Raw genomic sequence first — 13883 nt, 5'->3', positions numbered from 1 at the left:
TTATAAAGCTGCATAGAATTCGATCCCCCCTAACCCCCCTTAAAAAGGGGGGAACCGGAAAAACATCTATCAAAGTCCCCCTTTTCAAGGGGGATTTAGGGGGATCAAGATATGTGCAACTTCACATTAAATTGGTATAAGCCGCAAATACACGTAGACGGCTAGATTAAATTTAGATTAGTATATAACCGAAATATTACTGTAATTTGTGAAGGTTTTTATAATATGTAAATGGTTGATTTCAGAGGATATACGGTAACGATAACCAAAGCGATCGCGGTACTTTAATTTTAATAAATCTTATATTATTCAGATTAAAAAACTCAAAAAAGATGACGAAAACAGAATGTAGAAGCTCAAGCTAATAATCAATTCTAGTCTAAAACTAGTACGGTAAAACTCTGACAAATGGCAAATGTAGTTCTCCATAAGAATATAAGACCCAGTATCTAGATGTATACGCATCTACAAAAGGTCTGAGGCTAAAAACCTCTTCTTTCGCACTTCAGGCTTTGGTGAAGACTTGTGCAATATGTAGGTTTTTATGATGGAAATTTTAAATAATTTTTTCTCTACTAGCCAGTTTATTCCCCACGGACATTGCTACCTCTGGAAACCAGGATTAGTGTGGTTGCATCTGATTTCAGATGTGTTAACTGGACTTGCTTATTATTCAATTCCAGTGATGTTGGTTTATTTTGTTCGTAAACGGCGAGATATGCCTTTCGGCTGGATATTCCTAATGTTTGGCACATTCATCGTTGCTTGTGGCACAACTCATTTAATGGATGTATGGACGCTTTGGTATCCTACCTATTGGCTATCAGGGTTAGTCAAAGCTATCACTGCTTTTGTATCCGTATTAACGGCTATAGAGCTTGTGCCATTAACGCCACAGGTGCTAGCTCTACCAAGTCCTGCCCAACTAGAAGCTGCAAACTACCAACTAGCAAAAGAAATTACTGAACGCATACGGACTGAGGAAGTGTTGAGGGAAAGCGAACAACGCTGGCAATTAGCTTTGCGAGGCAATAATGATGGAATTTGGGACTGGAATGTTAAAACCAATGAAGTTTTTTTCTCGGCTCGCTGGAAAGAAATGCTCGGTTACGAAAATCACGAAATTTCTAACCATTTAGATGAATGCGTGACACGATTGCATCCAAACGATATTGAGGGGGTGAAACAAGCGGTTCAAGCTCACTTTGCTCAGAAAACGCCGTTTTACATTAGCGAGTATCGAGCTTTATGTAAAGACGGCACTTATAAATGGATTTTAGATCGAGGGCAAGCACAGTGGGATGAAAATGGTAATGTAGTACGAATGGCAGGCTCACATACTGACATTACCGATCGCAAGCAAGCAGAGGAGACACTAAATAGCCTACTTAACCAATTAGAAAGCAAGGTTGAAGAAAGGACAGCAGAGTTAACAAAAATCAACGAATCGCTACAGACAGAAATTACTGAACGCCAGCGAATAGAAGAAGCATTGCGAGAGAGCGAACAGCGATTTCGGGCTGCATTCGATCAAGCTGCTGTTGGCATTGCCCATGTGGCAATCGATGGAAGCTGGTTGTTAGTTAATCAGAAGCTTTGCGATATTCTCGGTTACACACTCGAAGAACTACAGTTGTTAACTTTCCAAGATATTACTCACCCGGACGATCTTAATACTAACCTGAAATATGTTGAGCAGATTTTAGCAGATAATATTCAAACTTACTCGATGGAAAAGCGCTATTTCCGCAAAGATAATTCCTTAGTTTGGGCTAATCTTACTGTGTCTTTAATGCGCGAATCTAATGGGGAGCCAAAGTATTTTATTTCTGTGATAGAAGACATTAACGAACGGAAAGCCGCGCAACGCGAACGCAAGCAGTGGGAGGAGCAAATTCAAGCATCACTATTAGAAAAAGAGGTGTTATTAAAAGAAATTTACCATCGAGTCAAAAACAATTTACAGGTTATTTCCAGTCTGTTAAACTTGCAATCTGCTTATATCAAAGACAAAGAAGATTTGATAATATTTCAACAAAGCCAGCAACGGATTGCATCAATGGCTCTGGTTCACGAAAAATTGTATCAATCTCAAGACTTAGCAAGGATTAATTTTGGTGAATATATTCGAGATTTGGTAGCAAGTTTATTTACTGCTTATGAAGTCAATGAAGATGCGATCGCTTTGACGATAAATACGGAAGATTGTATTTTCCTCGGTTTAGATACAGCAATTCCTTGTAGCTTAATTATCCATGAACTTGTATCTAATTCTTTAAAATACGCATTTACCAAAGGTAGTAGTGGTGCTATCAATATTGAAATCAAAAAAATAATTAATCATAATTTAATGTTAATAGTTCGTGATAATGGTATTGGCTTACCACCAAACTTTGATTTTAAAAAACTCGCATCATTAGGATGGGAGTTGGTAGATGCTTTAACCCATCAGTTAGCAGGAAATCTAAATATTACAGGCTCCACTGGAGTAGAGTTTCAGGTGAAATTTCCTTTACCATAAATACACAATTAATCAAAGATGACAAAGGCAAAAATTTTAGTTGTGGAAGATGAAGCTATTGTTGCTAAAGACTTACAATATCGGCTTAATAAATTTGGATACACAGTGCCTGCTATTGCTTCTTCAGGAGAAGAAGCGATCAATATAGCAATAGAAATATCTCCAGATTTAGTACTGATGGATATCAAGCTTAAAGGCTCAATGGACGGGATAGAAGCTGCTGAAGAAATCTATAAACGTTTGGATATTCCAGTAATTTATTTGACTGCTTATGCAGATGAGAACACATTGGAACGAGCTAAGATAACTGAGCCGTTTGCCTACCTACTGAAACCTTTTAAAGAAAGAGAACTACAAACAAATATTGAAATAACTTTGACTAAGCATGGTTTGGAAAGGCAATTAAAAGCTAATAAAAAATGGCTGGATGCACTTTTAAAAAGTATCAGCGATGGTGTGATTGCTAGCGATTTACAAGATGTAATCACTTTTATGAATCCGGTTGCGGAAAATTTAACCGGATGGAAACAAGAAGAAGCTTGTGGCAGAAATTCCTCAGAGATATTTAATATTGCTAATGGCGAAACTCATAATTCTATTGAAAGTCCGATTATAAAAGTTCTTCAAGATGGTACTATCGTTCATCTCCCCGCAGAAACAATTCTGATTAATAAAGATGGTGCAGAAATACCAATTGATGACAGCGCTGCACCAATTAAAGATGACAAAGATAATATTACAGGCGCTGTATTAGTGTTTCGAGATATTACTGAGCGCAAACGAGCGATTGAAGCGCGTCAAAAGCAAATTGAGCAAGAGCAACTTGTGGTGCAATGGGAGGAAATAAATCAACTCAAAAATGACTTTTTGAATTTAGTTTCTCACGAACTGCGATCGCCTCTGAGTAGTATCAAGATGATGATTCAAATGATACAATTATCTAATAGTACTGAAGATGCTCAACGCTATCTAAAATTAATGGAAAGCGAGTGCGATCGCGAACTAGAATTAGTTAACGATCTACTAGACTTACAACGGTTAGAAAGCTCATCCTATCCAGTTATTACCCCTGATGCGTTGCTCTTACAACAGTGGTTACTTTGGGTTATCGAGCCGTTTCAAATTCGTGTTCAACAACATCAGCAAACTCTACAGGCGAATCTCCCTGCAAATCTCCCGCCGCTATTCTCAGATAGCATTAGCTTGGAACGCATTATAGTAGAATTGCTCAATAATGCCTGTAAATACACACCTGCCGGTGGTGAAATTGTCTTAAGTGTAAGTCACAATTCTTCGGAAACACCTGCAAAAACAATTATTACTGTTAGTAATTCAGTAGAAATTCCGGTAATAGAGTTACCACGAATATTTGATAAATTTTATCGTCTACCCAATGCAGATATCTGGAATCAAGGGGGTTCGGGTTTAGGTTTATCTATAGTCCAGAAATTAGTCGAACAATTGCAAGGAAACATTCAAGTAGAAAGTGGCAATGGATGGACTACATTCACTCTTACATTAACTGATTTATAGTACTCGATAATCCAGAAATTGCTATAGCAATCCTAAATCAGGACTTATGCACTCAGATCCCCCAACCCCCTTAAAAAGGGGGCTTTAGAAGTTCCCCCCTTTTTAAGGGGGGCTAGGGGAAATCTAGGTTTCAGGCTTCAGTGCGTAAGTCCTATAGATAATAAAATCCTATAAACTCGACTATGACAACGCACTTAACAATGCCCGCTTAAATTCAGCTGCACTCTTAAAGTGGATTTCTGGCTTATCAACCAACGCCAAATCAATCACCTGCGCTAGGGGTTGCATAATTGTTGCATCTCGTTGACGAATTGGTATGGGATTATTCTGTAAAACTGCTAGAAAAGGATCGCCTGTGAAGTTGCGGGGGAAACAACCTGTTAGCATATTGTAGAGACAAGCCGCAACTGCCCAAATATCTACCTCCGGTTGGGCATATTTAAAGTTAAGCACCTGCTGTCGCGGCATGAAAACGGGAGTACCCGCTTGAGTCCCAGTCAAAGTTTGACCACTTAAACCAGCCAAATCAAAGGCTTTAGATAAGCCGTAATCACCGATTTTTGCCACCAGTTTTCCGTCAATCTTAGTCAAGAAGATGTTACTCGGTTTGAGGTTGCGGTGAACTATACCTTTACCTTTGCCAAACTTCCCATCAGCCAGTTTGACATAAGGAAGTTCAACATTGTGGGCATATTCTAAAGCGTCTAAAATTTGGAGAATAATCGGTACTGCAATATCAACTGACAATCGCCCACCCAGTTGTTGCATGAAATCCCATACAGTACCGCCCTCACAATATTCCATTGTCAAAAAGAAGATAATTTCCGAGAAGCCAGAATCCATCAGTTGCACTACATGAGGATGTTGCAAAGCCTTAGTGTTTTCAGTTTCCCGGAGAAACATCTGCACAGCAAAGTCATTCGCCGCCACTGCTGGTAACATAACCTTTAAGGCTATGAACTTGCCAGACTGATTATGCTTTGCTAAATAAACTTCTCCGAATTCACTCGTGCTGAGAAGTTTGACAATATTATAACCGCTAATTGCTTTGAGGCTGCGATCGCCACTCTCAGCCAATTTCAGAAAGTATTTGATGATGTCTAAAAAATAAGTTTGTTGTACTGGGTTATTTTTGACAGTAACATCGTCAGGGATGAAGGTTGGTAGATTTACTCGATCTGAATGTATTTCTATACTAACTTTAAAGACAGTGTGACCTAAATTGATTTCGTCGCCTGTTCGTAAGTCATACTCTGGAAAGTTTAATCTTACAGCTTCTTCAGCCGTTTGATTTCGTTGGCGTTGTCCGATGTTTTTACTGTTAATGTAAGTGCCATTTTTACTACCAAAGTCCCGCACCCGAATATCAGGAGGATTAATATCCAGTAGACAGTGATAGCGGGAGATGCCCCGATGATTCTCATCATCTGGTAACTGGGGATTGCAATCTGGACTTCTACCGATTATGCAGCTACTGCGGCAATCAAAAATATATTGCTGTCCTAATAATTGTCCTTGGATAACGGTAAGAATGATTTTAGCTGGCATCTTAACAATAAAAAATTAATGCCCACAATCATAACTTACCTGTATCAGATATCACAGTGGTGAACCACTCATATCCCGCTGATCTTTGAAATTAACGGTTCCCCTTCCTGTAGGTGTGGTTGCAATACGGTTCGGATAAGCATTTTTCACTTTCCTGCGGTCTGGGAAAAGGGGAAGGTGGGTTCCCTTTGGAGATAAGGGGCGAGGGTAAAGGGTAAAGGATGTATTCAAAACCTTTCCCTTTTCCCTTTAACCGAACCGTATTGGGTGTGGTTGGGTGCTAGCAATACCCAGCAATTCTCGAAACTCCAAAGTTTCATTGATTTATAACTTGTAAATATATTTGCGTGAACTCACTCCTAACCCTTTACTACAACTAAGGGGAAGAAAATTTTTCCTCTCTTTTTCGTAGCAAAGTTAGAAGGTGAGGTTCTACTTGAAGTCTTCTACTGCTGTTTTAACAGTATGTACTTATTTTTTCTAATACTCAGAATGGGTATACTGCCTCTATGCCTACAGAAAAATTTATGGATATTTTATTTTATAACTGGCAACACACACTCCAACCCTTTGGCGTCGATCGAGTAGCGGCTGAGAAAGCCTTTAATTTCTTGGTTGAAGCTTACTCTACACCCGATCGCTATTACCATACACTGAAACACATCGATCGCGTCCTCAGCACAATTGAGATTTTGCAAGGTTACGCCAATAACATAGCTGCTGTTCAACTAGCGGCCTGGTTTCACGATGTAGTGTATGATACTGAAGCCAAAGATAACGAAGAACGAAGTGCAGACTATGCTTTTGAGTTGCTGAGTAATTTAGGTATTCCAGAAAGTATCATAACTACTGTCACCCGTCTGATTCTGAACACTAAAGACCACCAAGCTGCGGTAAATGACTATGATAGCCAAGTCCTAGTTGATGCAGATTTAGCGATTTTAGCTACTAACCCAGTTGATTATGAAGAATACGCCCATGCTATTCGTCAGGAATATGGCTGGGTAGCAGAGGCAGATTATATCACAGGTCGTCAGAAAACTTTAGAACGATTTTTACAGCGATCGCGTATTTATTTTACGCCTTTAATGTCAGAGTTTGCCGAACCATCTGCTCGTGGCAATATCCAGGCAGAAATTCAATCTTTATCGCCTGGTTAGTTTGACAAAAACTTAAGGTCTTGGGAAGCAGAACTCCCTATCAAAGAAGCGAATGTAAGACCAAGAAAACAACGAGTTCTGAAGGCTATCCTCGATAAATTGGGAAACCTAACACCATACCGCAAGCGCGGTTGGTGTCTGGTGATTTACCGTCTGCCACCACCACGATGAGGTATTTCAGGCACTTCAGTATTTTCTAGCTTTCTTTTTGGTGCAAACATTTCTTGATGTTGTTGCTGTTGAATTTTTTGCTGTGCAAATTTTACGCGGGTACGAACTCCTACATCGGCATCAGTATCGAGTATTTGCTGAAGTTGATTTGTAATCCGTGACGCTTGCTCTGGTAAAGTGACTGCTATGGCGATCGCTAGTGTTTCTAAACTCGTCACTGCTGCATAACGCACTATCCACTCTGGATCTTGAGAAATTACTAATAATGCCTCTAATACCTGAGTCTGAACAGATTCCACTTTCTCAGCAGGTAGTTGCTGCCAGCGCAAAGTGCCTAATCCCCTAGCAGCTGCTCGCCGCACGCTTAAGGAAAAATCGTTTTTTGCTGCCTCTAACAAAGTATCCAGCGCCCGGACATCGCCAATTCCCGCTAAGGCGCGAATCGCCCAGGCTCTAGCACTGTAGTTGTAGTCATCAATTAGTTCCAATAGTGATGGTACTGCGACTTCCCCGATCGCAATTAGTCCATCTACTGCCGCCACTGCTGCCCCTGGATTGTTGTAGCCTAAAGCTGCAATCAGAGTGGGAACAGATTCTTCAATACCAGCTGCCGCTAACTCCTGAACTGCGTCTAATAAGCGATCCGAAGAGTCTGCTTCTTCCACAGCACGAATTAATATTTGGGCCAGGTCACTGTTATTCATAATCATTTGCCATGAGTCATTAGGGATCTGCCAATTGTAGCTTAAGCCCTCCGTAGTTGACATCAGACACAAACCCCCTAGCCCTTATCTCGCACTTATGTTAGGGGTTTATCTGTGGTAAACAGTTGATTTAAGCGTATTAATAACAACTAATGCCTGGGAAATTATGACTACAATAGCGAGTCCATCAAATTTATCACTTTTATCGCACCTGCTGACAAAGTGCTTGTTGCTGTATGGTTAACTTGGTATTCTAGTAATCCTTTAAGAGAAATTAGCTTCAAGCTATTTTCAGCAAGAGTTTCGGCGATCGCATCTGCTGCGGGTAAATATCCAATCGCTCCCAAGTCTGCTAACACTGCTCGACGCAATTGCAATTTATCTCCTGCCAGAGCTTTTACTAACCGTTCTCCATAAACTGGTTCTTGGGTTAATTGATACATCGCTCGTGCGGCGGCATATTGCACCAATTCGATTGGATGCTCTAAAAATGGTTTTACCAAAGGGATGCACTCAGTCGCCCTCAAGGCTCCCAAGGCTTCTAAAATAGCTTCGTAGGGTTGAGATAAATCAGGCTGTTTTGATATCAGCTGCTCTTTGTGCAAACCTACTTGTAATAGCTCGCTCAGGGCGGGAATGCAAACCGGATCGCCCAGCATTTCTAAGGATTGTACCGCCGCTTCCCGGACATAAAAATCTGAGCAGTCTAAACAGGTAATTAAAGGTGAGACTGCCTGGGGATCGCCTACTTTTCCTAAAGCCCTCGCTGCGTTACGTCGCAGAGGATATCCGCCTTCTGGTGTTCTGTCGGCTTCATCCTCTAACGCTTTAATCAATCCTGTAACCGCAGCTGCTTCACAAATCCGAAATCTACCCAACCACCAAGCAGCATAAAAGCGCAGACCTAAATCTGCACTCTCAAGATTAGCGATCGCTTGCTCTACTGTTAAAGATTCACCATCACCAGAGTTACCTGTCGGTGATAAATCTTCAAATTTCTGCGGACTAGAATTCATTTATGAAGAAGGAGCGCTTTGGTCGCTATTTGTTTGAGGTACAGCGTTCAACGGCTGAATGCTGACTATTTTGCCACCCAAACGACTAATTCGCTGCATTTCTTGATTCATCCGGTTCTCAGGTACTGTGAAAAACACACTGGCACTAGAACGAATCGGATAGTTGGTTTTTTCATTTTCTTCAACTTGGCGTAGACCCACTACTTCATACCGAAAGTAGCGATTACTCGTTGATGTACTACTAATTGCTCCAATCATAAAATTAATTCCCAATTTTAAATCGTCATTAGTCATTTGCCCTGAATAATGACTATTGACTAATGACTATTGACACTAAAGAGGTTTCACACTAGCTATTTTACCACCTTGTTTTAACACTCTCTGGAAGTAACTAGATAGTTCTTCATAAGGTATAACCACCGCTTGATTGACGCGGCGTGTGCTGGGATACCCAGCTCCAAAAACACCTGCCACTTCAATGCGGTAAAGTCTGCCTTCTTTACCAAAGGTTCCCGCACCACCAAAAGTACTGCTGGGGGTAACGCCTTTTTCAGAAGCAACGTATGAAAAGCCTGAGGAAGCACCAGAGGGAGGAACAACGACGGATGCACTATTGCGACCTAGTTCACTAGCAAGGCGGGTGTCTTTGCCTTTGAGTTGGGAGGTATCGCTACTGGCATAGCCGCGATAAAGTTGAAATATCCGGGTAAATCCGACAGTTTTTTGTCCTGTTTGGGTTTCAAAGCCGCGATAGTAAGGCACTATATTTTCACCAAAGTTAGATTGATACTCTGGAGAATCGATATAAGAATCGATGTCGGCTTCATATCCCTTGGTTTGATACAAGTCTAAGTGAAAAACGACATCAGACTCATCATAAGGGGCACGACCCAACAAATGTTTGTAGTTCAGTTCGATAACACGAGTTTGGAAGTTGTCGTAGAAAAATTTGGATTTGTACAGTTCTGATTTAGCTACTTGACGTACAAATTCTTGCACTGTATTTTTTCCATCGCGCAGGATAGATTCAGCACTTGTCAGGCGGTCAGATGCCAATATGTAGTTGTTGCCCAAGACTTGACGATAGACGGCAGCAATTACTCTTTCTATGTCTTCTTTGGTTGCATTCGGACGCAATTCCACAGGAGACTGATCGGTAAACGGTTCTGTTCCCAGACGGGAAGCTGCTGTTGTAACGGCCATTGTAATTTTCCTTTTGTAACTAGTAGTTGGAAAAATTAGGAGTTAGGAGTTAAGAGTTAGAAGTTAAGGTAGGGGTATAGTTAGAAGTTTAAAACTCATAACTTCTAACTCCTCACTCTTGACTTCTCACTCCTCACTCCTAACTCCTCACTTAATTCCCGATTCCCTATTTATACGGCTGTAATGCTAATAACTTTACTGCCCTTGCGATTCAACTGCTGCAATTTGCTAGAAAGTTGTTCGTAGGGTACGATCAATTCCGCAGTACTGCGCCGTACTACAGTCGAGTATGGGGAAGCTGCTTGTAGCACTCTGATCCGGTATGTTTCGCCGCGATCGCCTCTAGAAAGACCTGCTAAGGCTCCAGCAGAGACTGGATAAATGGGTGAAGCTAAATTCTTAGCCACTTCCCAAGTGAGGCGTCCTTGTTTTTGTCCTTGAGCGCGATCGCTATTGGCATAACCCCGATACAGTTGGAACAGTCGGCTATAGCCAACGTTTTTCTGTCCTACTTGACTTTTAAAGCCTCGATAGTAGGGCACAATATTTTCACCAAAACTATCTTGATATTCTAATGAGTCAATGTAGGAATTAATTTCAGCTTCGTAACCTTGTGAGTTGTAAAGCTCAACATGGTACGAAATCTCTGACTCATCTTCTGGGGCACGCCCCAATAAATGCTTATAATTCAACTCGATAAACCGAGTTTGGGAGTTGGAGTAGAAAAACTTATCCCGATAGAGTTCTGATTGAGCAATGGCTAGCACAAATCCCCTGACGGTGATTTCACCTTGCTGCAACAGTGATTCTGCACTCTCTAGACGCTCTCCTTCTAGTAGATATGCATTACCCAAAACCTGACGGTAAGCCGCCCGGATAACCACTGCCACATCGGCTTCTGTTCTATCTGGGCGTAATTCTACTGGTGCTGAATTTTCAAACGCTGCAATCCCTAATCTTGCTGCTTGTCCCAAAGCTGCCATCTTTAACCTCCTCAGTTTTAACTGCAAAACTGAAAACTTTTTAGAAAATTTTTTTCTAGTCTTTTAACAGTCTTTTTGAAATTGACACTCACCTTACTTTAAATTAGGTGATTTTTAAGACATAGCTGCCTTAATATCCTGTTTCCACAGGTTCCCAGGCTCACCTTATCAGTTTGGCAGTCCCTACATGGGAGAGAAAAACCTTCAGAAGTTCTCTGTCAGACACTACGCGTAGCTTCCTTCCCTGTAGAGGGTGCGGACTTGCTAACTTGCACTAGCATCTTTCCTTCCTTACGGAACGTTCCGCGAACACGTAGCGTCTCCTAAGAGAAGGTAGAAGATTGCGCTCGCTGCCTCACCACATTTGCCACTAGGGCGTAGTGATATCTCCTTACGTTATTTCGGGCGTATACTTTCTCCCAGTCCGAGGGTAGGTGTTTAAATCTTGTACTGACAAAAATATTGTGCCAATTGACGGTAGCTTAAAAGAGGCACTGGGTTGTGAACTTTCCCAAATTTGTAGCAAATACCGTGCTACGTCGGCAGCTTTCATCCCTGTTCTAAAGCAAAAAATACAGAACTACGTTCCTCTTTCTCCAGGGTTTTCTGCTAGTTTTTCTTAAAAAACTGCCCGGAGAGATAAACAACTCATAGAACTTACTTGTCATAAGAGCTGATTTCCTCTCCGGGCTAAAGAAACACTCTAGCTTAGAGTATTGATTACATAGTCGATGTAGGAATTTGCTTCAACACCTGGATCGCCGCTGAGACCGTGGTTAGCTTTGATGTACTTGAGAGCTTCAATGTACCAGCTAGGAGACAGTTCAAAAGTCCGGTTGATTTCAGCCAAACCAGAAATCAAGAAATCATCCAAGGGGCCTGTGCCACCAACAACTAAAGCGTATGTGATAATCCGCAAGTAGTAGCCGACATCACGTACACACTTGCTCTTGCCGCGTGCATCAGCCGCGAAGTTGGGCCCTTGTTGTTGAGTGGTGTAAGGGTACTTGTTATACACCGCTTGAGCTGCACCTTCGGTCAAGCGTTGAGCATTAGCGCTTAAAGCTTTTGCTGCTTGTAAGCTAGCTGGAGCTTGACGGAAGCGACCAAAAGCAACTTGAATTTCAGTGCTGCTGAGGTAGCGTCCTTGAGAATCAGCCGATGCAATTGCTTCAGTTAGAGGTGTTTTTGACATTTTGCTATCTCCCTTTTACAAACTTTATGGTTGAAATTTTGTTTTGTCCTATGGACAATTATTTAGTCAAGATCAGCAATGCTTGGCTTAAGCCACAGCAGCAGCAGCACGATCGAAATAGCTAGCTATTTCAGATGACAGAGCGCTGCAATCTCCTCTGGTGATGTTGTTGGGATCGTTGACAATGGCCAAAGAAGCTTGTTTCAGCTTTTGAATACCAACAGCAACTGAAGCTCCTGGGGTTCCCAATGCTAAATAGGTTTCCCGCAAACCATTGAGGGCACGGTCATCTAGCACGCTGGAATCGCCAGCAAAGATAGCGTAGGTGATATAGCGAAGAATGATGTCCAAGTCTCTGATGCAAGCAGCAGCGCGACGGCTGGTGTAAGCATTACCACCAGGAGTGATCAATTGGGGTTGTTCTGCCCACAAATCACGAGCGGCAGCAGCAACAAGAGCAGACGCATTGCTGGTAATGCGGTTAACTGCATCTGTACGCTTGTTACCATCTTTGACCATTTCGCTCAATGCATCCAATTGTGCATCGGAAAGATATTCGCCGCGTGTATCAGCTTGGGAAACTACTTTGGCAAATGCATCTAAAACCATTGCGTTAAATCTCCTAATGTGCTCGGTTAAGAATAATTGGACTCAAAACTGAATGGTTCAGTTGATTTTGATGTCAGCACTGCCTGACGAGTTACGAAAGGTTTAAAACAGACATCCAAGAAATAAGTTTACGATCTCCAGGCTTTCAGATTAAAACTTTTGTTAAAAAACTTCAAACTTCCATGAACGACTGGAAAACCTCATTAAGATGTTGTTTTTTACTTCCAAGTTCTCTTTATACAATGCTGCCGTATCATTATTTATTACAAATTATTGTTATGTTTGTGAAATTTATTTACATAACTTCATATTCTTGGTCTCTGTTTAGTTTACGAGCCGAGCGCTGCTCTTGTGGGAGGGCATAGATGTTGTAGTTACTGTCACTTTGTAGTGATGTATTATATGTTTTATGTAAAATTACTCAAATTTATTTTGGAGAAAGGCAATAATGCGCTTGAATGCTTGCGAGTCTTGGTAAAGAAAGCCATGACCGCCCTTAAAGAACTCTAAATACGAACCTGGTATCTGTTTGTGCATTGCCTCAAGATTGGCAGGAGGAGATATGCCATCGTGATGGCCGCCGCAGATATAGACAGGAATATGCAGTTGAGAAAGTCGATTATATGTGTCGTGAGCAGCACGAGCTTCAAGCTGGCGACGACGCCCAACTTCACGACTTGGTTCGTCTGTACCCGCTTGAAAAACTGCTAGTGTCAGCTTCACTAATTCCTGAAATTGTGTAGTTCGGCTAGAGAGCCAAGCTTCCTCTTGCCAACGGGTATCAGCAATTGTGATTTGCCGATGAGCTAGTTCTTCAGTAGGAAGGTTTGCGAGTTCATGTAGTGGATATGACGACCCACCAGCACCGCCACTACTGGTACAGGCCAAAACAAGACGTTTAACGCGGTGTGGATAGCGCAGTGCCAACTCTTGGGCTACCATACCCCCAAAGGAAATTCCGATGACATGAGCGTTCTCCCACCCGACTGCATTTAACAAAGAGTCTGCATCAGCGGCGTAATCTGCTATGGTGTAAGGAATATCAGGTTTTGAAGTTTGACCCAGACCGCGCTGATCGTAGGCTAAGATTTCAAAGTGTGGGGCTAGTGGTGAGTCAAAAATAGTCGGCGATCGCTGCAAATCTCCTCCAGTACCACTGATACTAAGTAGGCGTTGACCAATGCCACGAATCTCATAATACATTTGTAGGTCGCGAACAGATACAAATGGCATAAGTATT

General features: G+C 41.8%; 12 protein-coding genes. 3 read left to right on the top strand and 9 right to left on the bottom strand.

What is annotated here, in order from left to right:
• Positions 1-544 precede the first annotated feature (544 nt).
• The gene (locus RMY32_RS27010; RefSeq protein WP_322710461.1) at positions 545-2521 is read left to right on the top strand and encodes a PAS domain S-box protein; all 1977 of its coding nucleotides are present in this window, start codon (positions 545-547) and stop codon (positions 2519-2521) included.
• An 18-nt stretch (positions 2522-2539) separates the two neighbouring features.
• Positions 2540-4054, top strand: coding sequence for an ATP-binding protein (locus RMY32_RS27005; protein WP_322710460.1), 1515 nt, complete (start codon positions 2540-2542; stop codon positions 4052-4054).
• A gap of 180 nt (positions 4055-4234) precedes the next feature.
• On the opposite strand, the gene RMY32_RS27000 is transcribed toward RMY32_RS27005, so the two are convergent.
• Positions 4235-5602: a protein kinase domain-containing protein gene (locus RMY32_RS27000; RefSeq protein WP_322710459.1), complete on the bottom strand. Its 1368-nt coding sequence runs from the start codon at positions 5600-5602 to the stop codon at positions 4235-4237.
• A 509-nt stretch (positions 5603-6111) separates the two neighbouring features.
• Here RMY32_RS27000 and RMY32_RS26995 point away from each other — a divergent pair.
• A complete protein-coding gene (locus RMY32_RS26995) occupies positions 6112-6762 on the top strand; it encodes a hypothetical protein (RefSeq protein WP_322710457.1) in 651 nt (216 codons plus the stop codon).
• Positions 6763-6908: 146 nt separating this feature from the next.
• On the opposite strand, the gene RMY32_RS26990 is transcribed toward RMY32_RS26995, so the two are convergent.
• The 8 genes from RMY32_RS26990 to RMY32_RS26955 all read right to left on the bottom strand — a co-directional run bounded on the left by RMY32_RS26990 (position 6909) and on the right by RMY32_RS26955 (position 13876).
• The gene (locus tag RMY32_RS26990; RefSeq protein WP_409884082.1) at positions 6909-7637 is read right to left on the bottom strand and encodes a HEAT repeat domain-containing protein; all 729 of its coding nucleotides are present in this window, start codon (positions 7635-7637) and stop codon (positions 6909-6911) included.
• A 170-nt stretch (positions 7638-7807) separates the two neighbouring features.
• Positions 7808-8653, bottom strand: a complete 846-nt coding sequence (locus RMY32_RS26985) for a HEAT repeat domain-containing protein (protein ID WP_322710455.1) — start codon at positions 8651-8653, stop codon at positions 7808-7810.
• Positions 8654-8947 (bottom strand): phycobilisome linker polypeptide, encoded by a 294-nt coding sequence (locus tag RMY32_RS26980; protein ID WP_322710454.1) that lies wholly within the window; start codon positions 8945-8947, stop codon positions 8654-8656.
• A gap of 39 nt (positions 8948-8986) precedes the next feature.
• Positions 8987-9856 carry a phycobilisome linker polypeptide gene (locus RMY32_RS26975; RefSeq protein ID WP_322710453.1) on the bottom strand — a complete coding sequence of 290 codons (870 nt, stop codon included), beginning with the start codon at positions 9854-9856 and terminating at the stop codon, positions 8987-8989.
• 170 nt (positions 9857-10026) lie between these two features.
• Positions 10027-10839: a phycobilisome linker polypeptide gene (locus RMY32_RS26970; protein ID WP_322710451.1), complete on the bottom strand. Its 813-nt coding sequence runs from the start codon at positions 10837-10839 to the stop codon at positions 10027-10029.
• 703 nt (positions 10840-11542) lie between these two features.
• Positions 11543-12034: a phycocyanin subunit alpha gene (gene cpcA, locus RMY32_RS26965; RefSeq protein ID WP_322695275.1), complete on the bottom strand. Its 492-nt coding sequence runs from the start codon at positions 12032-12034 to the stop codon at positions 11543-11545.
• Between the two features lie 87 nt (positions 12035-12121).
• Positions 12122-12643, bottom strand: coding sequence for a phycocyanin subunit beta (locus RMY32_RS26960; RefSeq protein ID WP_104907897.1), 522 nt, complete (start codon positions 12641-12643; stop codon positions 12122-12124).
• A gap of 417 nt (positions 12644-13060) precedes the next feature.
• Positions 13061-13876 carry an alpha/beta hydrolase gene (locus tag RMY32_RS26955; RefSeq protein WP_322710450.1) on the bottom strand — a complete coding sequence of 272 codons (816 nt, stop codon included), beginning with the start codon at positions 13874-13876 and terminating at the stop codon, positions 13061-13063.
• Positions 13877-13883 lie beyond the last annotated feature (7 nt).

The organism is Nostoc sp. ChiSLP03a (assembly GCF_034531215.2).
Lineage (GTDB): Bacteria > Cyanobacteriota > Cyanobacteriia > Cyanobacteriales > Nostocaceae > Nostoc.
Note: the sequence above shows the minus strand (reverse complement) of the source record. Positions and strands in the feature narration are given on the sequence as shown.